Here is a 22,441-nt window from a genome sequence, read left to right as displayed (position 1 = left end):
CATCTATATGAGATTCCCAGAACGCATGACAAACCCGTTGACTACGCCGCAGAGTATCACACCTTTCGTACAGGCCTGCGCCAAGAAGATAAGCACCAATGACCCTGTTTACGTGCCGGTGGTTGAGGTGGGCAAAGCCATCTACGGCCAGTGCTTCGTTAACGTCCAGAAGCACGTCAAAGAGCATGATGGTAAGATCATTTATGGGTGGACGCTCTGGGAGTGGTCCGGGGTTATGGTTGATGCAGAACATCATGCGGTTTGGGAGAAGCCGGACGGAACTTGGGAAGACATAACTCCTAAGCCGGACGGCGAGCAGCGTATCTTATTTGTCCGCGACGATGCCGCCGTTTACGATGGCTTCAAAAGTATTTTGAACCAGCGTTTCCCGGTGGCCACGAACAAGCCTGCTCGGGAGTTTGTGGCATTGAAACGCGAGGCGGAAGTGCTGTTTGAGCCGTACCGTCAGACTGGGTTCTTTAGCGTTCCCGATGATGTAGTGGAACGGGCGGAGAAGAAGAATGTGCGAGCGGCCCGTCGATGGAACAAGCTACTCGCTGACTTCGGACCTTGAACGGCTCTAGGATCGCAAGGCGTCATGGTCTGGGCGCTGCGATGCTCTGGAAGCTCGCGAACTGATAATGCCCAACACAAAAAAGGGCCGCTAGACGAACAACCCGCAGGTATGTTCCCATTAGGCGGCCCACTTTAATTTCGGCTCGTCGTATTTTTCGACTTGGACCGAATCACTTTTTTATTCACAACATCGGTGCGACCCGAGGGGCGAGCTCGCCCTTTTCAACTTAGCCCGGAGCCTAACGGTTCCGGGTTTCTTTGTTCCGTCATTAATCTGCAATTGATTGCGGAACCATGAACGGGGACCGGCAGGCATAACCCTGTGGAAAAGGAGTGAACTGACGGCTTACAAAATCCCACTTTACCACGAGCGCGGCCTTGATATGTTCCGAGTGAACATAGGCTTTTTCGTTGGGAGGTAATTGTGACCGTCCAGTCATCGTTATCTATGCCGTGCCTGACGATGGCCGTCCTTGGGATCATCGTTGTAGCATCGACGATACTCGGCAATTGGGGCCTTACTCCGTTGGGAAAATGGTCCCTGCGAGTAATCGGCGTCCTGCTGCTGGCCTTGGGCTTAATCCTAGCCTAGGGCGTGATGCCTCCTTCTGGCGACTTTTAGTGATCGAGCGGATCGAAGCCGCGCTTATGCCACTTCGCATATGCCCATTCCCCGATCCTGATAGCTGTCCAGATCAGGGATGCCACAGCCGCGATGGTCGGCAGCATCTGGGCCATCGTACCGAATGCTACTCCCGCACTCACTACGTCGATGACGTTCTTCACATCTTGAGTTTCGTGAACCATCAGAGCACCAGGCCAAAGACATTCGATGCCAGAGAGAGCAAGTCGGTGAGGCTCTCGGCTGTCTCTGCTTTGATGCCGAGGAGAGCTACCGGAATAGCGATGAGGATTGCCCATGTGGCCTTCTTTTGGAAGATGGGCAGTGCCTTCTTGAGAAGGGCTTTGGTAGTGGCTTTCATGTGCGACCTCCAACGAGATTTATATTGACTATTTACTCGTTGGAGTTGGCGAGACCGGCTTATCCGTTTGAGCCGCCAGCGGTACAAGTGATCTGCCAACTGGAAGACTTACCATCGACGGATGCGGTGATGTTCCAAGTTGCCATTTTGCCCGCATACACCTGACCGACACGCAACGGTGACACGATCATCTGACATGACGTAGATGTTCCGCCACTCGCCACGGACGTTGTGTACCCTGTCCCAGTGACGGAGTAGGTCCAAACACATGCTTTGGTACATGTCAGGATGAATGATGCTGCATTGGAATTAAGTGACGATGCTTCGTAAGCGCCGGGAGGGTAATTCCAAGCGATAGAGGATTTGCCCCAGAGATTGGACATCGCAATTGTGCCGCTGCCGATGCCCGCGAGATTACGAACTGCGCTATCACCAAGGCTGATTTGCGCGTTGGATGATCGACTTAGTTCCGTGTTGATCTGGCTGAATGAGATTTGACCTGAGCCGGGAAGTGTCATTCTTCCACCTCTGGCTCAGTTGGCTCTTCCTCTGGAACTTCGGGCTCTGTCACTGGTGGCGGGTTCTGGATGATGCCGTCTTCAATGGCGCGGATGACATCGGCCTCTAGCTTGTCGATAGCCGCGTTCTGGAATGTCTCATCAAATGCGATGTTCATAGCTGCGAAGACATATGCGGTGCTGGGGACAACCTGCATCAAGTCGTAGGTCTGTTCGAGAGTGACGCCGTTATGCTCCCATCGAATGCGCGCCAGAGCGGTTGTCGTATCGTGACTGATAATCGTTCGGATCATAGGAAACCTGCCTTTGTCATTATGTTCTCTAGCTTCGCGAGACGTTCGCTAAACCGGGCATTTACGCATGTGAGTTCGTCGATTTGCTCGGCCTGCTGCTGATTGTCGGCAGCGAGGATTGCGACCATATCCATGTAGTTGACCGACTTAGTGCCGACGAGATCGGTCGAGGTCTTCACGACTTCTGGAACGGCCAATTCGAGTGTCTGCGCACCGAAACCGACGCGGGTAATGCCGTCGCGCTCGTAGAGCATGGACGCCTTCGCCATACCCTGACGACGAGCAGCCACGTTATCGATCGGGCGCTTGTTCTCCTTGAAGCGTTCGTCCGAGTACGCGACCACGTTTGCCGGGAACCAAGCGTCATTGTTGTTGTCCATGCGGAGCAGCCAAGCGCCACGGCTCTGCGAATAGACGCCGGTATCGCTGCCGTTGGACATGAACGTAGACCATGTGCCGATGCTGTAGCCGGGCCAGTTGTTTACACCAGTTCCATACGTGGTGATGTTGCCGTAGCCCGCGCCAGCGTCCGCTACCTGGATGCCTCGGCCTCTGGCCTCCCAGTAGACACCCCCGTCACTCTTACACCTGAGCCAGTTGTTCGTGTACACTTCGCTGGCGGTCATACTTGCGCCAGCGGTGATGCTGCCATTTGAGCCGAGGGTAATGACCGCGCTGCCAGCTTTATTGCCGCTGTAGACCAAAAGACCGTTCGATGCGCGGACGGAAATGTAACCGTTGTCTAGGTCGCAAATGTCTCCATCGTCACCGATTTCTAGGCTGAAACGGTTTGCGCTGTAGACTTTAGTTCCAAGCGATAGGCTACCAGTCATGCCTGTGTTGCCGTTAACTTGCAGACCTGTCGCCGTAAGCCCGCCATTAGCATAGGCGGGAGCATTTAGATTGGTGGTACTAGTGACCGATAGAGTGCCGCTCACCAACGTACCGCCGCCGAAGTTCTGACCATTAGAAGAGGTCAGCCCACCAGTCGCCAAATTGACCATAAGGGGGCGCAGGTCGTTCCACGTCGCTTCGCCTGACGTGTTTGCGTTCGTCAGCAAAAGATAGAAATTGTTATTGTCGTTTCGCTGGATCACGCCATAGCCTGATGCAGCGGATCGGAGATATAGCTGCCCGTTGCCGCCGTAGTTTATGACCTGACCTGCGGAGAACGTATTGGTCGATGCCAACGAAGCCTTGGCATTCAATGCTGTCTGGGTTGCAGAAGTTACCGGAGCCGACGCGATGTTGCCGGTGTGGTAGATGTCCTGGCCTTTGAATTTCGGCGCAGCGTCGTCAGTACCAGCGCGGAAGATGGTGGACCATGTGATTGCGCTGCCAGCCGCTTTGCTGGTGCCGTTCCAGCCGAGGAAATCGAGCGATGGTCCGCTAGTATCACTGGTCATCGATAGACGGAACGAGTGTTCGTTAGCGACAACCTGAGTAGGCGTAGAAGTGCCTGTTGAGTTCCAGTAGTGGTTTACTCGACCAGCACCATCTTGCACGTTGATCCCGTACGAACCGTTACTTCCGCCCATTTCGAAATTATGGAGGACGCGGTCTAGCGTGGACGTGCCTGCGTAGATGGATGGCACGCTTACGCGACCCGTGAACGCGGCACCGCTCTTGTCGGCCTTAGTCGATGGATCGAAGTTGCCTGTGTGATAGACCGCTTTGCTGTCCCATGTCAGGTCAGTGGCAGTTAGGTCTAGCTTCTTAGAACCAGCCGTTACGTTCAGTTTGATGTTTGCCGATGAAGTCGTGTCTTCGCGGATAGAGTAGTTGCTGCCATCAACGATGTTGTACCAGACTTTACCAGTGTCTGTTTCACTGAACACTATGCGAGGGCTGGTAGAACTAATTCCGAGATTACCGCTGATCGTACCGCCTGCAGCATCCAGCTTCGTGGAAGGCGTGAAATTCCCAGCGTGCCAGACGGTGCTCGTGCCGACCTGAACCGTGCCGCCATATGGCTGTAGGCGCAGGGTGCCCTTGGTATTTGACCCTGAACGAACTTCGATACCTGCGACGTTCGGGGTCAACTGGTGGATTGAAACCGTAGTGTTGCTGCCATCCGTGGTGGTCTGGGTTCCAGTGATGAGTTCAGTATAGCCATCACCTGCGGTGGTGCGAGTGACCGCGAGCGGCTTGGTCTCCGATGTGACGGAAACAGCGCCGGAAAAAGCCGCGCCATTAAGCAAAGCTGGGACGCCACCAAGCGCATCCTCAATAGCGCCTGCGTTCACAGGTTCCTGTGCCTGACCGGCTGCTAGCTCTGCGGCGGCTTGGGCCTGCTGGGCTGCATTCTTAGCCGTCTCGGCTCCGGTCTTCGCGGTCTGCGCATCTGTCTTTGCTGCAACGCTGGCGTCCTTCGCGACAACGGCTGCATCGCGGGCAGTCTCGGCAGCATTCTTAGCAGTCTGGGCATCTGCCTTCGATGTGGCCGCATTTGTCTCGCTGGTCGCGGCTGCGGTCGCGCTCGATGCGGCGGAATTCTTGTAGGTGAGGGCGGTATCGCGCGCACCTTCTGCGGCTGTTTGGGCCGTCTGTGCTGCTGTCTTCGCCGTAACAGCGGTATCGCGGGCCGTTTCGGTCGCACCCTTCGCGGTCAGTGTGGAGGCCAGGGCAGCTTCGGCAGCGGTCTTTGCTGTCTGGGATGCGTCCCTGGCTGTCTCGGAGGCACTCTTGGCGGTGCCCGCATCGGTAGCGGACGAGGCTGCGGCGGTGGCAGATGTTGCAGCGGCCTGCTTGGATGCGTTGGCATCGCTTGCCGAACCGGCGGCAGCGGTGGCGCTTGTTGCGGCGGCAGTCTTGGAGGTATTTGCAGCGGTCGCGGAACCTGCGGCGGCTGTCGCGCTGTTCGCGGAATTGGTGGCGCTGGTCGCGGCGGCATTGGCACTGGCGAGGGCATTGGCGGCGCTCTGGGAAGCGGCGATGGCACTGGCAGATGCCGAATTCTTGTAACCGAGGGTGTCTGCGATCTGCTGGTTTAGCAGCGTCATATCGTTGCGCAGCGGGCCGAACGTGTTCACGAGGTCCACGACATCGCGCCACTGCTGGAAATTCAGCGCGGCAGTCGGCCAGATGGAATAGCGGGCGTTTGCCTTGGTTGCGCCGAAATAGTTTTCGGTAAGTGTGATCTGCGTGGCACTATCAACAGAGGCAATGCCGTAACCGATACCTTCAATGAAGATACCGAAGCCTTCATGGATATAGGTGGCGAACTGCGTTCCGGTTCCGGTGACAACTGCTGAGTTGTTCGTGACCGAAAGGGTGCCTACCTTATACCATGCTAATGAAACCGCCATTGCGCCAATACCTCGCTGAACTTGTCAGCTATTTATTGGTCGCGCTTTTCTGGCCTCAGTTCAGCGCCGAAGGTGGTTCAGGCCAGACAACATCGTCGTAAGTGGCGTTGGGCTGATCCTGTGTGATGTCGCGCAATGCCTGTCTGTATGCGGCCCACGCCTCTCGCTCCTCCGCTGTGAATGGGCTGTCTGGGAAGATCGTGTAATCGCAGCGGGCAAGCAGGTTGGTCCTGCGTCCCCTGATCTTGTCTTGCTCGACGGCCATGTTAATCCCGGCAGGAACGACAGACTTGCCATCGCGAGCGATCTTGCCGTCCAGTGGCGCATCGATCTCGACGAAGACCTCGCCATAAGCGCATTGTAGCTTGGCGTGATCCTCGTTCGAGGTCTGGATACAGATGCGGATTTGCTTGTTCGGTTTTCCGATTGCGTAGTGTTTCATCGATAGATCACCAGAATTGGCACCCTCATGGACGCGAGACGCACGTTCGAGTTCTCGCCTTTCCAAGTGGCTGTGAATGTGTGGTTGCCTGCCCCTACGCGGATGCGTCCGAACAGCGAGAAGGTGTCAGCGGTCTTCGCACCACCAGCGGCGTTGAGAGCGATGCCATCGCAATACATGATGCACTCCCAGTTCTTATCGCCGCTGGGGAAGCCCTGTGTTGCCGATAGAAGGGGGATAATCCACGCATCGTATGCAGCCGGGATCGTGTACGTGAGTGCGGTCTGATGGGCGTTGTTACCGTACAGGATTGCCGTGCGCTCGGCATAATGAACCTCCGTTACCGAGTTTAGCGCGATTTTGTCCGTGCCGATGGTGAGGTTCTGGATATTGGCCGATGTGATGTTCGCAGTGCCGATCAGCGCGTTTTTGACGCGGAGTTCGCCGTTCACAATCTCCATCAGGTCATAGGAGACGCCGTTGGCCGTATTACGGAAGGCAATCGCGCCAGCCTGGAACACGATCTTGGATGTACCGCCACCGGCAGCGACAACCATACCCGCAACGTCGGTGCCGCCCGAGACCGCGAGGGTGTATTTGCCCTCCACGACGCCGACGCGGTTGCTGATAGCTGTCGCGGTCTGCTGAACGCTAGCGAGGCTTGAGTTCGTGCCATTGAGGTTGGCCTGGACGGTCTGGATGGCAGTGGAATTTGCACTATCCCTGTTCGCACTGGCCGTGGCCTCCGATGAGATGCGCGCATGGGCATCGTCTGCTCTGGCTTGTGCGGTGTTGACCTGCGTGGTGAGCGCGTTGTCCTTTGTCGCGCGGGTGGTCTGCTCAGTGACAATTGCGGCATTCCAAGCGCTGTTGACGCTGGCGATAGCCTGATTGCGCGCTGTTGTTTCGGCGGAAATGGCCGAGGCACGAGCGGTGCGCTCAGCGGACAAACCAGCATCAACGCCGTCCACGTCTGCCTGAAGTTCGCTGATTTGGCTCGCAATGGAGTTCTTCGCGGTCGTCAGCGCATTGTTGGTCGTGACGATGGAGGCGGCATTCTGATCTGTCTTCGCGGCGACAATGGCGATGTTGTCGGCATTGGATTTGTCGCCGCTGATGCGAAGGGTCGCCTCGTTCTGGATTGCGGCCTTGTTTTCGCCCTGGGCAACCGAGATCGCTTCAACCGATTCCACAAGGCTTTCGCCGTTCTCGTTCCAGTCGGCTACGAAGCTGTCGATTTTGACGAATGCCTCATCGCGGTATGCGCGCGCCGCCTTGTCGTTTGCGGTGATCGCAGTGACACCGATCGCTGACATCTCCTCCACCTGTTCGATGAACGGATAGAGGTCCGTGCCCGTGTAATTCGCGACCTGTTCGGCTAGATCGGAAACCTGGGTGGCGACTTGCTGCGCGGTATCGGTTGCGGCGTTTAGGGCCTCGTCGAGTGCCGGCGATATGTCGTCCTTGTCGTGGACGGCCCAGCAACGATTATAGCCGACCTTCACCTCATAGACGGGATCGGCGTTTTTTAGCTGGTTGATCGAGCCCGTGACGACGAGGGGCGCTGCCGAGCGATCTGCCATGAGGGGCTTGGGGTTACCCATGCTGTAAAAGTCGGCACCGAACCACACACCATTGCCGTCAGCGAGGAGGATGCCACCGGCCTGCGCAACCGCATCGCGGAGCAGCTCGCCCGTGTTGACCTGGCTGTTGACGTAGACGTTCCACACGATGCCAGCGAAGGCCGAGAAATCCCCGATCTTGTCGGCAGGAACGCCCGTCTTGAGCAACAAGTGCGGGATGATCTCATCCAGAGTTAGCGGAGTGCTGGATCCGTTTTTGGCACCGCGCACGTCTGCGCTGATCTTGTAGCGAGGGGCGCCACCGAGACGGAACATGCCCAACGGCAAGCACACGGCCCATTCTGAGGGCTGTAGCGACAGGCCGATGAGTTCGGCATACGTCGAGACGCTGGCCTTCATCTTCGTTGGGAGGAGGGCTTCAGCGCGCTCATAGACGGCGGGAATGTCGAGTACCGGGCCGTAGCCGTGAACCTGATAAACCCAGTAGACCTGATCCACCAATTCGGGATCGACGGTCAGGGCGTAACCGGAGCACCAAGGCTTGACTGCGCCTTCCATGTCCTCCGAGCCTTCCTCGCCACCCGTGCCCGCGTAGGTTGCGGTAAGGAAATCCGTGTCGAGGGTCGCTTCCGGGCCGATCAGATCGAGGGAGGCGGTTAGGCCATCACGCGAGAGCGCGGAGACGCGGCCAGTGAAATAGGGCGTGTATGCGGAGAAGGGTTGGCCGTGCTCACCGATCCAGATTTTGCACTCGGCATTGTTCCAGCGGTAGGTTGACCAATCCTCGTTCTCGTACACTTCACCGAGACGGAATTCGATGCTGCCGCGCCTGACGCTGCTGGTCGAGAAGTCGCCTTCCTCGTTCTGGAAGTCTGCGCCGTGGCTGGGGCGTTTGCTGATAAGGGGAGGCCAGAACTCGCCATCCAGAAGCGTGCCCTCAGGACCGGAGGCCTTGTGGGACATACGGACAGTTACGGTTTCGCCGGAGCGCTTGAGAGGCTTAGCCTCCATGATGATGGCCATGGACATCAGCTATTTATTGATGACCTCAGGCAAGCCGCCTCGTTGGCAGTTCCCGGTTGCTTTCGCGCGTGACCATTATATCAAATGGTCAAAAGGGATTTCAGGGGGATAAAGTGTTTCTAGCTGCTTCGATGATCTTACTCGCTGCCGGAACGACCAACGCAGATTATTGTGTCCGACAACAGAAAGAGTGGGACGATAACGAGAAGGTCATGGGAATGATCTTCGACGTGGATGTTCAGTTTTGGCGTAGTTCGAAAAAAGCTGCCGATGCTACGAAAGCGGTCGACGACATAAACCGAGCATCAGCGGATAAAACAAAAATCTCGGTGGACTTGGCGAAGGGCTATCAGCGGGCAGAAAGCATTGAAGGGCGGATGCTGCTCGCAAAATGCAAGATGCCAGATCATAGCGCGACCTGGAAAACCTACGCAACCGAGCCCTATCCAGAATAAGCAGTTGCCTAAATTACTTGTAGGTCGTCACCTGGAACTCAACGGTATTGTTGTTCGAGCCGTTGTCCGTGCGCTTGGGATTGGCTGAGCTACGGACATACAGGGTTTTCCTCTGCATGAACTCGTCGTCGTCCTTCTCGATGAAAAGGAAGAACTTGCCCATACCAGTGGCGACCATGAAGGGTTGCCAGTTCGTGTAATAGTCGGCGTCCTTGACGCCGGACACGACGATCTTGTGCTTGCTGCGAACGCGGTAGTTCTCGATGGTCAGGGAGCCGAACTCGTCAACGATATTGCTGGTATCGTCCATTTCCTCTTCGTGGCCGATGTCGATACCGACATTCGTAACGCGGGTGCCCACGAGCAGGCGGCAGCACTGAATGTAGCCGTCTGGGTTGGTAGTGTCGGTGAAGTCCAGGCGGATGTACTGGTGCGTCACCGGGCTATCGAGCAGGAACACGGAAATCGCATCGTCCAATGGCGCGATGCCGTTCCAAGCCTGATAGGTGTGATCGAACGCGGCAACGCCATTCAATTCCGCCACCGTCGCACCCATGCGAACGCGCACGGTCGCGGTCGATTGTAGGTTGTTGCCCACGAGTGCAATTGTGTCGATGGGCGTTCCAGCCAGCTCGAAGACCACATAAACGCCGGACAGGCCAGGCGAGCGATAGACCATGCCGGGTTCATCGTTGGTCATGTTCTTGGGTTCAGCGACCGTGATGGTGCTGCTCGTCTCGAACGTAATTGCCTGTGGTTTACAGAATACCGCCGCCATCTTAACCCCTGATCTTTATAGTTGTGGTGTTTTCGTCCAGATCGCTATCGAAGGAAATGACCTTCATCTGGCGTCCGTCGGTCCTGAACTTGGTGAAGTCAGGAATGTAGCTGGGGATGCCATTCTTGAACTGGTCGAAATGCAGCAAGCCTTCTAGTTTCACCTGAAAGACCACTGGACCGGCATTGGCGGCCAATACCTTCGCGGCGAGTTGTTCCGCGCGTACCTTGTCCAACTGCGTGTCGATGGTGACGGACCTGGATGTCTTAGGATCAAGGGCATCGTTGGTGTCGGTGACGTACCTAAATTCGTACCTGACGAAATCTGATCTGCTATCTGCCATCCCCTATTTACCTCCCCCTTAGTAGACCGATACGACCTTGCCGTTGACGTTGCTGGACGCGGAATTGACCGCCGAAACGACGGTGCCCGCAAACGTGGTGGACGAGGACAGGGCGGCATAGATTTTCGCGAGCCACGAATTGGATTCCTGCTGCTGGGCAACATAGGCATCCGTCTGGCTCTGGATAGCCGAAACGGTATCGGTGCCGGACGCGACCGCGTTGGTGAATTCCGTTGTCACGTTCGCCATTGCCTGAGTGGTCCAGTTGCGCACATCACCAAGGATGTTCTGGCCGGTCGCGCTGTTCGCGCCGTAAATGTCGTTCACGCCGTTGATGATGCTGTCCATCAGGGCCGAGAAGTCATCCTGATTGACCGTCTTACCTGCCGCGATGTCAGTCTTGAACGCCTCGAACTTGCCGAGGTTCTGGCTGAGCACGGACAAGGACGAGTAGCCGCCAGCTTCACCGTTGAGGCTGTCTAGGATGCTCTGGAAGCTAGAGGTCTGCTCCTTGATAATGTCCTGTAGCTTGAGGGCGCGAAGCTGCTCAAGCTGGGCATATTCCTCGCTGGTCGCGCCAGCTTCCTGGAATATCTTGTTCAGGGACTTCATTTCGGTGTTCAGGGTATCGACCGCTGCCGCAACCGGGTTCACGCGGCTTTGCAGTTCCTTGAATACGCCTTCGAACTTGAGGGCTTTCTCAAGCTGGGCCTGTAGATCGTCGCCAGCGGTGAGGAGGGCCTGTGTCGATGCGCGGACGCCGGTAATCGCGCCATCCCTGATCGCGTCGGCCAAAGCGTATTGCAGCGCTTCTTCCGCACCGTCCTTACCGAAATCGGTAACGTCGCTGTACTTGCCCTTGAGCTTGCCCGAGCGACCGGAAGTGGAAACGCGCCACTTGCCCTTGTACTGGCCGATGGACACGGAATAGTTGCCGTTGGCATCGCCGCCTAGCTGCTCTGCGATGCTGTCCAGGCCAGAGGTGATGCTGTTACCGGCAGTGGAAGAATTGTCCTCGTATGCCTGCTTGTTGCCGTTGGTCGTCAGGACGCCGTTGGTAACGCTGGTCGTGCCCCACTTGGCCTTCTTCAACAGGCCACCCAGAACACCACCGATGATCGAACCACCGAGAGCGCCAAGGGGGCCTAAGAATGCGCCACCAAGCGCACCGCCAATGGTCGAACCCATCGTGGAGAACTTGCTAGAGATCATCTTGCCGAAGGCGGCAACGGTCTGGCCGATCTGCGCACCAGCACCGACCGCACCCAGCTTATCACCCAGGCCCTTGATGACCGTACCGTTCTTACCGAACAGGCCGTTGAACATCTTGCCCATCGAGCCGTTCTTGCCGAAGATGCTGTCCTTGCCGAACATCTTGGACATGCTCTTGTCGAAAGCGTCACCGAGGCCGATGCTCTTCATGAGCCCGCCGATGCCGCTTTCGCCCTTGAGGCTACCGATCAGGCTTTGCAGCTTGTCAGCGATCTTGCCGAAGACACCACCGAACACGTCGCCCAAGTTGCCAATGACCTTGGACCACTTATCGTAGGATGCCTGACGTAGCTGGTCGTCGAGGTCTTGCTTTTCCTCCGCCTCTTCCTTCGCGATGCGGGAGAGCACCTTGCGGTAATCGTCAGCGCTGTATTTGCCCTTGCCGCCCGCATATGCGGTGGCAGCGGCTTCGCGCTGGTCAGCATACTTCGTGGTGATCGCGCCAATCTGACCGGCCTTGGTGTACTGGGCGAACAAGTCCTTGCCATCAGCGAGCAGCTTGTTGTTCTTGGCGATCTGGACGCCGCGCTCGGCATCTGCGCGAACGGCAGCTTCCGCAGCCTTATACTGGGCAGACTGTAGATCGAGGCCCTGTGCCAGCGCGTCATTGCGGAACTTGTAGACTTCCTGCTCAACGGAAGCCTGATCCTCGGTCATGCCCTTGAGCTGCTCCGCGAACAGGGTTTCCTGCTGGCCGAGTTCGAGGGATTTCTTGTTGTGGCCGTCCAGCGCATCAGTCAGGAACTTGGCCGTCCTGACCTGCTGCATTGCAGTGCCGAGGCGCGTCTTCTCGGCAGCGTTGAGATCGCGGCCAAGGATTTTCTGTAGCTCAAGCTGCTTGGAATAGTCCTCGGCGGCGAGAGGGAGGAGGGCCGCAGTTTCGGCCTCGCCCTTCAGCGTATCCCAGAATTCCTTTTCCTGCTCCGCGCGCTTCTCCGCGTCGGATTTGCCGGTCTTGCCCTTTTTCTTATCAGGTGCCGGCTTGTCCTTGCCCGCTGCCTTGTAATCGACGTTACCCTTGGCTGAGGTGCCCTTGGCGTCGTCGATCCACTTGCGGTTCGCCTTCTGGTCATTGAACCTCTTGCTGGCCTCCGCCATCACGGTATCGACGATCTTGCCGGTCGAGCCGAACGATAGGTCTACCTTGCCCCACTTGCTGAAATCGCCGGTCAGGGATGCGGCCAGGGCAGAGCCGGTTTGCGTGAACATGGCCTTGAGGTCATTCAGGGCAGCGGCGAAGATGTTGGGAAGCTGCTCAGAGACGTAGGACGCGGCACGTAGGATGCCGACGAAGCTCTCGCCCATCGACTGTCCCGCGATATCGGTTGAGGGGACCAGCCAGTTAAACAGATCAGCAAAGCCACTGCTGATCGCACCAATGACCGTGCCGATGATTTCACCGACGAAGCTGAACATCGAACCGATGTTGCGGCCCGCGATGGTAATCATTTCACCAACGAACGAGAAAACGACCGCTAGGTTATCGAAGCCTTCCTTGAGGTTGGACGCGCCCTGGGAACCTGCGGTGAACATCGACAGGAGGCCGGAGCCAACGTCGGTGACGTAGGACAGAAGACCGCCGACCACATCCATGATACCCGAGAGCAATGGTGTGATAGCGCCGAGGCCTGCCGACACTGCGTTGGTGATCTTGCCGACCGTCTTATTGAGGACGCCATCGCCCATAGCGGCGAGCGTGTTGAAAATCTGATCTTCTAGGTTTGAGAACGCACCCTGAGCCGTCGCCATCTGGCGCTCCATCGCACCACCGAAGTTGGTGTTGCCGATGCCGACGATGTACTTCTGGATGTCCTGGGCGTTCTTGTTGACAGTAGTGGTGACGCCCTGGAAGGTGAACTTGACCTTATCGCCCTGCTGGCTGGCCTTGATGCCGAATTCCTTGAGGCGCTCGAACTCGCCAGTCGTCGCATCAGCCACCGCCTCGATCATCTGGCTCATGTCCTTGCCCATGGCCGCAGCGGTGTTGCCGTAGCTGGTCATGATCGCGGTGGACGTTTCCATTCCCAACGCGCGTAGCTTGATGAAGCCATTGACGGATTGTTCGGTCGAGAAGGGCGTGTCGCTGCCGAACTTGACCAACTCACGATAGGCGCTGTCCGCAGCCTCCGTGCTCTTCGTCATCGTCAGGAGGTTAGCTTTCCAGACCTCCACCTTCGCGGCAGCTTTGACAGCGGCAGTACCAATAGCGGCGAGGGCAATAGCGATTGTGGCAATGACCGCGCCCTGGGGTCCGAACGCCATCAGCTTGGAGAGCAGCCCGCCAACTTCTGGCACAGCGCCAGCAGCCTTGCCTTTGATCTCTTCTAGGACATGACCGATCTTGCTTGTTTCGGAAGCTGCCTTCCCGGCATTCCTTCCAATTCGATCAAAGCCGCCAGCGATGTTATCGTTCGCAGCGGAAGAGCCTTTCCCCTTGTTAGCGAAGCGATCCAGTTCGGCACCAAGGCGAGCTAGTTTCGCCTCAGCACTGCCGGTATCTACATCGATGGAAATTGCTGCGTTAAAGTCTGACATAGATCACCCCGGAAACTGCTTTCCGTATTTATTGGAAGGCGATTTCCGGGGTGTTCTGGGTTAGGACTTGGCGCGCTTTGCTGCCTTGTCCGCTTGGACTTTCAGATAGTGAAGGTCTGTGTATCGGATGACGTAGAGGAAGGCTTCTGTCTCTCGCTCGGTGAGGCCTAACTCCTCCGCATAGTCCTTGATTGACCTACGAGGGATCGCACCAAGTGACATGCCTGCGCTTCTATCACTTCCGAGTTCTAGGAAGGCTTCGTAGTAGACTTGCTCGCTGATGTTCAGCTTAGGCATCTTCTCCACCTGCTTTACCGCATAGTGGTTTCCCTCTTTGGCATCCTCTAGGAAGGTCAGTCCTCCTTCTTCGAACCAGTCGATGTACGCTTTGAGTTTCCCAATGCCTTCTCCTGGCTGGCAACAGGATCGGCCTTGTAGTTCGTAACGTCACGAGTTTCAGCGATCAGGCGTTCGACGAGGAAGCGGTTGTCCTCATCGGTGAAGAGTTCCCATGCTGCTTCTGGCGAGTAAGGGACTTCGTTGCCGTCCTCGTCCAGCACTTCCTTCCAATCCTTCAAGCACATCTGAATGAAGCCGAAGACGTTGGCATACTCGCCGTTCTTCCTGTCGTCGTTCGCGCATTCGCGTTCGAAGCGTTCCAACTCTATTTTGAGGTACTTGCTGAATGGATCGAAGAGGCTGGTCTTGAATGTGCCGTAGTAGTTGCCGTTCTCATCCTCGATGGGATGCTCGACACCGTACTGTGCCTTAACGGCGTCAAACCTGTGATACTTGCGGAACTTAATTGCCATTGTCTCTCCTCCCTTGGAGTTTGTTTACCGCCAGTATTTATTGCCCAAGGGAATGGCGTGACCCATGAGAGCCACGCCACCTGAGCGGTCTAGGAAGGGAGAGAGGAAAGACCGCTCAGTAAGGGTTAGAGACGTTCGATGAACACGTCAGTCTTCGCGGTGTCGTCATAACCACCATCGTAGGTCAGCTTCGCCAGAATGCTCGAACCCGAGAGTTCATCGCTTGGCCTCTGGAATGTAGCTGCTGGAACGGTGAAGCGATAACCCACGCCATTGAGAGTGACCTCAAAGGACAGCTTCTGGGCTTGGCCGGTAACGTCTTCGTTGATCTGGAAGCTCTCGCGATAGATGTTCAGTTCGCCAGTTACCTTGCGCGCACCGGAGGTGCCGATGTCAACGGCTTCATCGACGCCACAAACCAGACGCTGTTCACGTTCATGGGAGATGGTTAGCGTGAGAGAGGAAACACCAAGATCGACAGTGCCGTTAGGACCAACCAGCTTGACGTTCCTGAGGTGCTTGTAGGTGAACTCGCGAGCAGTAGCATCAAGCGCGGTAACGCTGGCTTCGTGATCGGTATCGTCGGTGACGCGCTTCATGCCCAGCATACCAAAGGTGGTGGACACGCCATCACCGGCAGAAGAAGCCAGTTCGAAGTTGTTTACGATCACCCCGCTATCGACGTAGTACATACCGTTAGCAGGAGCCGGGTCAGTAGCGTCATTTGCCTTGAGGGCAGTTACGACCGAAAAGTAGGTGTCGGTCTTGCCAGCGGAGAGCTTGTTGGTTGCCCAACCACCCGACAGTGCGCTCTTGAGAAGAAGATCAAAAACAGCGCTCTTCTGGAGACGGGTTTCAACGCTCCATTCAAGAGAGCTTGCGCCTTGCTGAGCGCCATTGCTCGCGCGGTTAGGGCGCTTGGTGTTGCTCGCGATCTGAGCGGTGGAATAGGTAGGCGGAGCCTGATCGGTAGAGACTGGCAACTCGAAACGAGTTGCGACATCGGGAGTAGTGCCCGGCTCGACTTCCTCGATGATCGAGTAAGTCGGATCGGAAGAATTGAGATATGCCATTCGCGGCCTCCAATAACGTGTTAATGGAGCCCGCTGGCTCCTTCGTTATTTAGTTGGCCGACTGAATTGTCTCTTAGTTGGAGCGCCTCTTGCTCTCCCAAGTCACAGTCACATTGATCTGCGTGTAATCGGTTTGATCGACTGTCGTGTATCCAATGCGAGTGACAGAGGTGTATCCGTCTTCCGAGGTCCAACCACGGAATGACGAAGCGAACTTGTCTCTGATCTGGCGAGCAGCGCCCATGCCTGTTCCCTTCGGTGCGAACACTTGAAGATAGGCAACTCCGAGTTGGAGATAGGCCGGGTTCGTCTCTAGCGTATCCTGCTCACTCTCACCGGGAGAGATCGAGAAACGCACCCAAGGGAGTGTCTCATCCAGATTGGTCTTTGGCTGGTTCTGGACGAGCCTTTGAGTTGCTGAGAGTGTGACAGTCTTAGTGCCACTCTGGTAAGAGAGCACGGTTGCCGCGAAGCGGTCATTGAGGGCTTTTTCGTCTAGGTCGAGCATCACTTGCCTCGCAGTTTGGTGGCGGCGAGGATTGCGTTATCTAGCCATCCATTCGGTGCCTGATCGGAATGGCCGTGAACGAGTGCAGGGCCATACGGTGTGTTGTTCTCCACCTTGCCGCTCTCGAACGGCTTGGATGGTGTCTCCACGGTCCAGTTGCCGCGAAACTCGCCGCTATCCACTGGCGAACCGCGAACCACGTTGGCGTGTACGTCGAGTGTCACCTTCTTGGTGGCGTCGAGCACGGCCTGTTCGGCAGCTTCCTTGAATTTCGGGATCGTCTTGAGGAGGTCGGAGAAGTCGATCTTCATGCCCATCACTGCACCTCCGCAATGTACGCGACGATCTTGCCTTGGAGGGGCAGGGCGGTGACATCGCCGATGATGTAAGTGAGGTCGCCCCATTCGAACTTGTCGCCCTGTAAGGGCTTCTCGCGCATCGTAGCGACACTAACGGTCACGGCGCGTCCTTGGTCGTCCTTCATCTGGATAGGCCCTACAGCGGCCCTTACAGGGATGGACAGGGGCGCCCCGCCGACTGGCTCAAGCTGTTCGGTGACGGGGTTCCATTCCTGGCCCTCTGGTCCGGTGCGCTTCAGGATGCCGTCCGCGCCGAATTCGTCGAGCATTTCCCCGGCCAGTTCAGCCATCTCATCGTAGAAGGTCATCGGCGCACCAGCTTGCCGAAGCTGACCGATGGGGTGGCCGTGCTAACGCGCAGCGGCTCGAATAGCTTGGTGACGCCCGGGAAGGGATCGGCCGAGACAGGTTCGAAGTATTCGACCTCCTTCTTGAAGCCAGCGCCTTCCTTGTTCTCGCTTTTCACGACCGGAGCGGCAACGCCGTCCTGGGGGTTCTGGCTGATGCGCAGCGCAAGGGTTGCCACCGCGAGAAGGTAACGAGGGGTATCCTCTGCGCCATCCACGAGGGGAGCATATGCCTGCTCGACGTAATCGAATGCTTTGAGCAGGGCGGCATTGCGATCGGCAATGTCTGCCCACTCGGTGTTGCCCCTGTCTGTGTGGAATGCGTCCACCTGATCCAATGTGATTGCCATGTGTCCTCCCGGCTTTTCGTTATTTATTGTCGGGACATGGCGAAGCCCGCTCCGTCGCCAGAGCGGGCTCCTTCCGTTCGCGAGGAATGGATTAGACCTTGTTGAACTTGATGAAGCGCAGGCCGAACTGGGCGTCAGGAGCGACCTTCGACCAGCTAGCAGCAGCCTCAAGGTAGGACTTTACCTGTGCTGGGGTGGTCGGGATGTTGCCTTCATACGAAGTTCCGAGCACCTGAACAGCGCGCGAGAAACGCGAGTGAAGGATGTCAGCACCACCGCCGCCAGCGGCGTTGGCCTTACGCTCGACTTCGAAAGCTACCTGTGCGGTGCCTTCACCGTAACCGATGGAGCCGGTGCGGCCCACGATAGCCTCGTCATCGGTCAGCTTGTTCGACTTGATGAGCTTGAAGCCCTGATAATCCGCAAATCGGGTGCCGGTCTGCGATGCCGGGACGAAGCCGTTCTTTTCCTGAGCCTGTAGCTTCGCATAACGAGTGTGCGAAACCATGAGGACGTTGAAGAGTGGCGACCACTCTTCAGCAGTTGCGGTTGCGTCATAGATCACCGACATGTCCCAATCCGTGGCAACTTCGTGGGTGATTGCGGCATTGTCAGCGAGAGCAGCGCGAACGCCAGTTACCATCGAGAAGTAGATGGACTTGGTGATGGCATTGCGATGACCAGCGAGTGCGGCAGCGAGATCACCTTGCTTGCCATACTGAGTGATGATCTGCGTCAGGTCAGTGGTTGCCAAAGCGTAGTTGAGATCGAGACGCATTGCGTTGAAGGTGCCACCTTCAATCGCACCAACATCGCCTTCGGAGTTGATGTTGTCGTTGGTCACGTTGAATGCTTCACCCGACAGAGGCTTGAGGTAGTCGAGAGTGATCTTACGAGGACCACCATTTGCGAGCGCCTGGATTTCAGTGCTAGTGGTGGTGAGACCGGACTGAACAAGCTCATTGGTTTCCTGCGCAATAGCGGTGACGCGCACGTCCATCTTGCGTTCGGAACCAGCCAGCCCAGCAATAGTGGTGTTGGTAATTGTCATTATTGTTATCTCCAACTTAGTGAACTGCGGCTCACTGTCGGAGCCGGGCAAGCGTAAGTGGCTTGCCCGGTATTTATTCGGCTGATGTTCTGAGGATCATTTAGAGCTTCAAATCAGAAGCACCGATGCGATCACAGAGAGCATTACGAGCCTGTAGTTCGAGACTATCCAGGTAGTCCCACTCTGGCTGTGTCGTCGGTCGCTTAGATAGCTTCTCAGGTGCGACGGTTGAGGAGTTTCCGGTCGCATTAGTGCCACTCGTTGTGGAGCCGCGAACATAGTGAGAGCCTGCATCTGTCCCGAGATACTCGCCAATGTACTCTGACACTGGCTTACCTTCGATAGAGCTCACACCCTTGTCATACTGCGCCATCGCCTTGAACTGATAGGTGAGTGGTCCAACCATATGATCGAGTACCTTGCCCTCCGTGAGAGCCCTGGCAATCTCGTTGTCTACGCGAACTGCGCGAAGGTCATTGTCGCGAGCGGTTAGTTCACCGTTGAGCCTGTCGATTTCCTTCTGGAACTTGTCGGAAAGGCGCTTCTCGATAGCGGCTACGTCGCCAGAAGCGCGTTCGGCTTCGGCGGCGGCGGCTTCCCGAGCGCGTTCTGCGCCTTCAGCAGCCTCATGGGCTTCTCGGATTTTTGTGGAAAAGGACTTGTTCTCGTCCTTAAGCGACTGATTGGTCGCCTCTAGTTTTGAAATGCTCTCTTGCGCTTTAGCAAGTTGAGCCTGTAGCTCGTCAATAGTCATTATGTCCTTTCCGCCATGCTGGCCGGTTAGTAAGGAGCCGTGCTGGCCTCCATGACTATTTATCGAGGGGGTGAGATTGTTCTGTCCGTTAGCCGTTGACTGGGGAAATGTCGCAGATTGGGTGTCGGGTTTCGGAACTCTGTTTGCGATGGCAGTGGCAATTTACATAGCGAATGGCCAAGAGCGCTTTGCCCGACATATGAAAGCTCAGGAGAAGGCTGATACCGTCGAGAAGCGAGCCCACCTGATTGGTGAGGTCATCAGACTGACTGCGGGAATCGAGGCAAAGACCCACGAGGCTAGAGGTCAGGTCAATGCGACTGCCGGAGAGGGATCGCTCTGGAGGAAGTCGATCAGTGATATCGAAGGTCTTCGTCTCCAACTTCTATCCATCCAACAACTCGCCACGTCGGAACCGCAGGTATTTGGTGAGATCGGACGCATCTATCTTGAGAGCAAATTCGAGGTGGGCATTATGGAGTCCACACCGAACTACGTTGCGGCAATTCTGGGTCAGATGCGTGACCGAATGCATTTGCGTAGGTCCGAGATTGCGAAGTTAGCTTAATAGGTCCGCGTACTTCTTTCGCAGTTCGTCCAATGTCAGGAGGGTGCCATCCGACTTGACGAACTGCGCAAGGTCCAGTTTGCCAGAACGGAACATCTCGGCACGAGTGACGCCTAACACCTTCTCTTGCGTAGCGGCATCCTTGCCTTTCAGCCAATCAGCAAAGCGGGGCGCGCCAGCAACCTGACCGTCCATGCTTGCGCGATCACCGGCAGGTAGTTCGTCTTTGTCTAGGCCGAGTTCTCGAAAGCTCTTCGTGACGGCGACACTGATCGAACGACAACGAATGTGAAGTGGCGGGATTGGCCCTTCGCCAATCGGGAACATCTTGCCGTCATTGCTGCCACATTGAGGAGTGGTGCGGCTGTCCAGGGTAGCTAGGAACTGCCATCCCTTCACAACGTGAGCGTTGGCCTTCCATGTCTCCTGTGCGGTGACATTACTGACGTGGTTGACGGCAGTGCGGACGACGCTCTGTGCAGACGCGCGGGATACGTCCAGAATGCCATCGCTGTAATGCAGTGCCTTGGTGCCGCGAATGCTGCGCACGATCTGGTCGGTGGTGTCACCGCGCACCATGCCATTGCGAATGGCCTCCGAAACGCGGTCGATACGCCCTTGCTCCATTCCTTCGGTCCAGCTTTTGAGCAGGCGGCCCTTGAAGGGGACTTCCTCGACTATCGCTTTTAGGCGCGTGGGCGTGGGCAGCTTTGTGGCGATATCAACGACGAGGGCGCTGTCGATCGCTGCCTTCTGGAACCCGGCTTCGGCGGCGGCGAACTCGTTTAGCTCGTCGGCCAGGCTGTCATGTAGCTGACGGTAGATCTCGGAATTGAGGGATCGGATTTCATTGAGCAGCGCCAGCAAGCGCTTGGTGCTTTTCGGGCCAAGGTCGTACCCGCGCTCTTCGATCACGGCGAGACGGGTAGCGATCTTCTCGACGAGATCGGCATCCGCGCTGTTGAGCAGCCGCACGATCCTGTCGGAGATGCCGGCGCCATAGCGCAAGATGGCTATGGCGTGCTGAATGGCGCGGTCTTGTAGATCGGAGTTGACGGACATCAGAGCGTCGATGGCCTATCAGCCGCTTCTTGGGCGATGCGCTCGGCCTCGACCTGCGGGCTAAAGCCGTGCGGCATGACTTCGCCTTCATCGAGGGCTTCGTGGAAGGTCTGGAGTGAAAGCTGGCGCTTATCGACGAGCGAGGACAGAAATTCGCCGGTCTGCGCGTCCATGGGCTGCGGAAGGAAATCGACGTTCAGTTCGAATGTCAGCGCCGGGTTCTTCGGGTCTGCCCATGTGGCATAGCGCTGCCAAACCGCCTGCTGCTGGCCGCTGCACTTGTTCGTGAAGTCAGCGAGCATCGCGTTCTCTGCTGCGCGGCGAATAAGCTGGGTTTCGGCTGCTTCTGGTGCGGGCTTCTCCGGGGCAAGGATGGAATGACCGATAGCCGAGAGAGCGTCCTTGAGGTCGCGGAGTTTATTGGTGACGAGTTCCTGGCCTTTGGGGTCGTAGGTGAACCAATCGACGGTCGTGTCCTTCGACTTGAAGGCCCACACCGCGCCCGGTGCGACAGGAAACTCGATCTTGTCGGTTGGCTGGCCGGTGAATGGGTCGATGACCTTGCCCGTCTTCTGATCCACCTCGGGCTCAAAGCCGGTGATGTACGCGATAGGGCCGGAAGTCATTTGCAGCGCTGCCGCCAGCTTGCCCTCGACGACATAGTGTTGGAGGTTCAAGTCCACACAGTGCTGAAGCATCGATGGCGTGGGAACGATGCTGCCTTCGGTGTTCAGCACCGTAACAGGCAATTCGGTAAGCGGCTGATCGTTCACCGTGGGCACGACGACGCTGGTTTCGACGAAATCGCCGCCTTCAACCTGATCGTGAATGCGGACCTCGTAATGACCAGCGCCATTGATGAGCATCTGGCGAACGCGCTTGCCCTCGTTTTCGAGCAGGCGCACATGGACAAGGCCGACGCGGGCTTCGTCGATGAAGCCACGGGTAACTTCCAGGATGCTCTCAGCGACGTACAGGGCTTCATACGGACGGAAGCCAAGGCGTAGTTCGTCGGCAGCGCTCATGTTGACAGGGAATTGCGAGCGGGAAGGGTGGTCCGTTACCGAGATCGTGAAATTGGTAATCATCGTTTCGCGGGTCATCCACTCGGACACTTCATCCAGTGATCGACCGTCGCGGGTGATGAGGTTTGTCAGGAGTTCGACGCGCTTGCTGGCGATGGAGCGCTTAGGCAGCTTGCGATAAATGAGGCCGGTCCAACCCTGAGCGATCTTGAAAGCGGCGGGAAAGAAGCCGGTCGATTGTAGATGGTCTGCGTACTCAGCCTCGCAATCATCGATGCGGGCTTTCGGGAGGTACTTTAGCCCTTCCTTCTTCACCGCCTCTTCACCAGCTACGAAGTCGCGATTGCGCTTCCAGCGGTCATGCCATGCTGCGATTTCCTTAGTCGGTTCGTTGATCTTATACACAGGTCTCCTCTGCCGCCG

Annotated in this window: 23 protein-coding genes; 3 read left to right on the top strand and 20 right to left on the bottom strand. The window is 56.8% G+C overall.

Features of this window, described 5'->3' with window-relative positions; genetic code table 11:
- Positions 1-37: 37 nt before the first annotated feature.
- The gene (locus ACZ1JV_RS21855) at positions 38-574 is read left to right on the top strand and encodes a hypothetical protein (RefSeq protein WP_465150506.1); all 537 of its coding nucleotides are present in this window, start codon (positions 38-40) and stop codon (positions 572-574) included.
- An 808-nt stretch (positions 575-1,382) separates the two neighbouring features.
- On the opposite strand, the gene ACZ1JV_RS21850 is transcribed toward ACZ1JV_RS21855, so the two are convergent.
- From ACZ1JV_RS21850 to ACZ1JV_RS21825, 6 genes are read right to left on the bottom strand one after another with little or no spacing between them, the layout of a single operon-like run.
- A complete protein-coding gene (locus ACZ1JV_RS21850; RefSeq protein WP_465150505.1) occupies positions 1,383-1,559 on the bottom strand; it encodes a hypothetical protein in 177 nt (58 codons plus the stop codon).
- 59 nt (positions 1,560-1,618) lie between these two features.
- Positions 1,619-2,077, bottom strand: a complete 459-nt coding sequence (locus ACZ1JV_RS21845; RefSeq protein ID WP_465150504.1) for a hypothetical protein — start codon at positions 2,075-2,077, stop codon at positions 1,619-1,621.
- Entirely contained in the window at positions 2,074-2,370 is a 297-nt protein-coding gene (locus ACZ1JV_RS21840; RefSeq protein ID WP_465150503.1) for a hypothetical protein, read from the bottom strand. Before ACZ1JV_RS21840 ends, ACZ1JV_RS21845 begins: the two co-directional genes overlap by 4 nt.
- Positions 2,367-5,678 carry a hypothetical protein gene (locus ACZ1JV_RS21835; protein WP_465150502.1) on the bottom strand — a complete coding sequence of 1,104 codons (3,312 nt, stop codon included), beginning with the start codon at positions 5,676-5,678 and terminating at the stop codon, positions 2,367-2,369. The genes ACZ1JV_RS21840 and ACZ1JV_RS21835 overlap by 4 nt, the downstream gene beginning before the upstream one ends.
- Before the next feature lie 55 nt (positions 5,679-5,733).
- On the bottom strand, positions 5,734-6,120 hold the full coding sequence (locus tag ACZ1JV_RS21830) for a tail fiber assembly protein (protein WP_465150501.1): 387 nt from the start codon (positions 6,118-6,120) through the stop codon (positions 5,734-5,736).
- Positions 6,117-8,726 (bottom strand): phage tail tip fiber protein, encoded by a 2,610-nt coding sequence (locus tag ACZ1JV_RS21825; RefSeq protein WP_465150500.1) that lies wholly within the window; start codon positions 8,724-8,726, stop codon positions 6,117-6,119. The genes ACZ1JV_RS21830 and ACZ1JV_RS21825 overlap by 4 nt, the downstream gene beginning before the upstream one ends.
- A 56-nt stretch (positions 8,727-8,782) precedes the next feature.
- On the opposite strand from ACZ1JV_RS21825, the gene ACZ1JV_RS21820 reads away from it, so the two are divergent.
- Positions 8,783-9,181, top strand: a complete 399-nt coding sequence (locus ACZ1JV_RS21820; protein ID WP_465150499.1) for a hypothetical protein — start codon at positions 8,783-8,785, stop codon at positions 9,179-9,181.
- 13 nt (positions 9,182-9,194) lie between these two features.
- Here ACZ1JV_RS21820 and ACZ1JV_RS21815 read toward each other — a convergent pair whose 3' ends face one another.
- The 12 genes from ACZ1JV_RS21815 to ACZ1JV_RS21760 all read right to left on the bottom strand — a co-directional run bounded on the left by ACZ1JV_RS21815 (position 9,195) and on the right by ACZ1JV_RS21760 (position 19,363).
- A complete protein-coding gene (locus tag ACZ1JV_RS21815; protein WP_465150498.1) occupies positions 9,195-9,959 on the bottom strand; it encodes a hypothetical protein in 765 nt (254 codons plus the stop codon).
- A gap of 1 nt (position 9,960) precedes the next feature.
- The gene (locus tag ACZ1JV_RS21810; protein ID WP_465150497.1) at positions 9,961-10,302 is read right to left on the bottom strand and encodes a hypothetical protein; all 342 of its coding nucleotides are present in this window, start codon (positions 10,300-10,302) and stop codon (positions 9,961-9,963) included.
- A gap of 18 nt (positions 10,303-10,320) precedes the next feature.
- Positions 10,321-14,109, bottom strand: a complete 3,789-nt coding sequence (locus tag ACZ1JV_RS21805) for a hypothetical protein (protein ID WP_465150496.1) — start codon at positions 14,107-14,109, stop codon at positions 10,321-10,323.
- A gap of 60 nt (positions 14,110-14,169) precedes the next feature.
- Entirely contained in the window at positions 14,170-14,406 is a 237-nt protein-coding gene (locus tag ACZ1JV_RS21800) for a phage tail assembly chaperone (RefSeq protein ID WP_465150495.1), read from the bottom strand.
- Between the two features lie 56 nt (positions 14,407-14,462).
- Complete coding sequence (locus ACZ1JV_RS21795) at positions 14,463-14,921, bottom strand: hypothetical protein (RefSeq protein WP_465150494.1); 459 nt, start codon at positions 14,919-14,921, stop codon at positions 14,463-14,465.
- Positions 14,922-15,046: 125 nt separating this feature from the next.
- Entirely contained in the window at positions 15,047-15,994 is a 948-nt protein-coding gene (locus ACZ1JV_RS21790; RefSeq protein ID WP_465150493.1) for a phage tail tube protein, read from the bottom strand.
- A gap of 73 nt (positions 15,995-16,067) precedes the next feature.
- Positions 16,068-16,502, bottom strand: coding sequence for a phage tail terminator-like protein (locus ACZ1JV_RS21785; RefSeq protein WP_465150492.1), 435 nt, complete (start codon positions 16,500-16,502; stop codon positions 16,068-16,070).
- A complete protein-coding gene (locus ACZ1JV_RS21780; protein WP_465150491.1) occupies positions 16,502-16,819 on the bottom strand; it encodes a hypothetical protein in 318 nt (105 codons plus the stop codon). Before ACZ1JV_RS21780 ends, ACZ1JV_RS21785 begins: the two co-directional genes overlap by 1 nt.
- Positions 16,819-17,169, bottom strand: a complete 351-nt coding sequence (locus ACZ1JV_RS21775) for a hypothetical protein (RefSeq protein ID WP_465150490.1) — start codon at positions 17,167-17,169, stop codon at positions 16,819-16,821. The genes ACZ1JV_RS21780 and ACZ1JV_RS21775 overlap by 1 nt, the downstream gene beginning before the upstream one ends.
- Positions 17,166-17,558, bottom strand: a complete 393-nt coding sequence (locus ACZ1JV_RS21770; protein ID WP_465150489.1) for a hypothetical protein — start codon at positions 17,556-17,558, stop codon at positions 17,166-17,168. Before ACZ1JV_RS21770 ends, ACZ1JV_RS21775 begins: the two co-directional genes overlap by 4 nt.
- Before the next feature lie 91 nt (positions 17,559-17,649).
- A complete protein-coding gene (locus tag ACZ1JV_RS21765; protein WP_465150488.1) occupies positions 17,650-18,609 on the bottom strand; it encodes a hypothetical protein in 960 nt (319 codons plus the stop codon).
- 100 nt (positions 18,610-18,709) lie between these two features.
- Positions 18,710-19,363: a hypothetical protein gene (locus ACZ1JV_RS21760; RefSeq protein WP_465150487.1), complete on the bottom strand. Its 654-nt coding sequence runs from the start codon at positions 19,361-19,363 to the stop codon at positions 18,710-18,712.
- 148 nt (positions 19,364-19,511) lie between these two features.
- On the opposite strand from ACZ1JV_RS21760, the gene ACZ1JV_RS21755 reads away from it, so the two are divergent.
- On the top strand, positions 19,512-19,931 hold the full coding sequence (locus ACZ1JV_RS21755) for a hypothetical protein (protein WP_465150486.1): 420 nt from the start codon (positions 19,512-19,514) through the stop codon (positions 19,929-19,931).
- On the opposite strand, the gene ACZ1JV_RS21750 is transcribed toward ACZ1JV_RS21755, so the two are convergent.
- Positions 19,923-20,993, bottom strand: a complete 1,071-nt coding sequence (locus ACZ1JV_RS21750) for a minor capsid protein (RefSeq protein ID WP_465150485.1) — start codon at positions 20,991-20,993, stop codon at positions 19,923-19,925. The genes ACZ1JV_RS21755 and ACZ1JV_RS21750 overlap by 9 nt on opposite strands.
- Entirely contained in the window at positions 20,993-22,423 is a 1,431-nt protein-coding gene (locus ACZ1JV_RS21745; RefSeq protein WP_465150484.1) for a DUF4055 domain-containing protein, read from the bottom strand. Before ACZ1JV_RS21745 ends, ACZ1JV_RS21750 begins: the two co-directional genes overlap by 1 nt.
- Between the last annotated feature and the right edge of the window lie 18 nt (positions 22,424-22,441).

The organism is Novosphingobium sp. BL-S-19 (genome assembly GCF_055521675.1).
Note: the sequence above shows the minus strand (reverse complement) of the source record. Positions and strands in the feature narration are given on the sequence as shown.

What these genes read in the sequence shown, in the direction of transcription:
- ACZ1JV_RS21850 (WP_465150505.1), bottom strand. Translation starts at nt 1,559, where the DNA reads ATGAAAGCCACTACCAAAGCCCTTCTCAAGAAGGCACTGCCCATCTTC.
- ACZ1JV_RS21845 (WP_465150504.1), bottom strand. Translation starts at nt 2,077, where the DNA reads ATGACACTTCCCGGCTCAGGTCAAATCTCATTCAGCCAGATCAACACG.
- ACZ1JV_RS21840 (WP_465150503.1), bottom strand. Translation starts at nt 2,370, where the DNA reads ATGATCCGAACGATTATCAGTCACGATACGACAACCGCTCTGGCGCGC.
- ACZ1JV_RS21835 (WP_465150502.1), bottom strand. Translation starts at nt 5,678, where the DNA reads ATGGCGGTTTCATTAGCATGGTATAAGGTAGGCACCCTTTCGGTCACG.
- ACZ1JV_RS21830 (WP_465150501.1), bottom strand. Translation starts at nt 6,120, where the DNA reads ATGAAACACTACGCAATCGGAAAACCGAACAAGCAAATCCGCATCTGT.
- ACZ1JV_RS21825 (WP_465150500.1), bottom strand. Translation starts at nt 8,726, where the DNA reads ATGGCCATCATCATGGAGGCTAAGCCTCTCAAGCGCTCCGGCGAAACC.
- ACZ1JV_RS21815 (WP_465150498.1), bottom strand. Translation starts at nt 9,959, where the DNA reads ATGGCGGCGGTATTCTGTAAACCACAGGCAATTACGTTCGAGACGAGC.
- ACZ1JV_RS21810 (WP_465150497.1), bottom strand. Translation starts at nt 10,302, where the DNA reads ATGGCAGATAGCAGATCAGATTTCGTCAGGTACGAATTTAGGTACGTC.
- ACZ1JV_RS21805 (WP_465150496.1), bottom strand. Translation starts at nt 14,109, where the DNA reads ATGTCAGACTTTAACGCAGCAATTTCCATCGATGTAGATACCGGCAGT.
- ACZ1JV_RS21800 (WP_465150495.1), bottom strand. Translation starts at nt 14,406, where the DNA reads ATGCCTAAGCTGAACATCAGCGAGCAAGTCTACTACGAAGCCTTCCTA.
- ACZ1JV_RS21795 (WP_465150494.1), bottom strand. Translation starts at nt 14,921, where the DNA reads ATGGCAATTAAGTTCCGCAAGTATCACAGGTTTGACGCCGTTAAGGCA.
- ACZ1JV_RS21790 (WP_465150493.1), bottom strand. Translation starts at nt 15,994, where the DNA reads ATGGCATATCTCAATTCTTCCGATCCGACTTACTCGATCATCGAGGAA.
- ACZ1JV_RS21785 (WP_465150492.1), bottom strand. Translation starts at nt 16,502, where the DNA reads ATGCTCGACCTAGACGAAAAAGCCCTCAATGACCGCTTCGCGGCAACC.
- ACZ1JV_RS21780 (WP_465150491.1), bottom strand. Translation starts at nt 16,819, where the DNA reads ATGGGCATGAAGATCGACTTCTCCGACCTCCTCAAGACGATCCCGAAA.
- ACZ1JV_RS21775 (WP_465150490.1), bottom strand. Translation starts at nt 17,169, where the DNA reads ATGACCTTCTACGATGAGATGGCTGAACTGGCCGGGGAAATGCTCGAC.
- ACZ1JV_RS21770 (WP_465150489.1), bottom strand. Translation starts at nt 17,558, where the DNA reads ATGGCAATCACATTGGATCAGGTGGACGCATTCCACACAGACAGGGGC.
- ACZ1JV_RS21765 (WP_465150488.1), bottom strand. Translation starts at nt 18,609, where the DNA reads ATGACAATTACCAACACCACTATTGCTGGGCTGGCTGGTTCCGAACGC.
- ACZ1JV_RS21760 (WP_465150487.1), bottom strand. Translation starts at nt 19,363, where the DNA reads ATGACTATTGACGAGCTACAGGCTCAACTTGCTAAAGCGCAAGAGAGC.
- ACZ1JV_RS21755 (WP_465150486.1), top strand. Translation starts at nt 19,512, where the DNA reads ATGGCAGTGGCAATTTACATAGCGAATGGCCAAGAGCGCTTTGCCCGA.
- ACZ1JV_RS21750 (WP_465150485.1), bottom strand. Translation starts at nt 20,993, where the DNA reads ATGTCCGTCAACTCCGATCTACAAGACCGCGCCATTCAGCACGCCATA.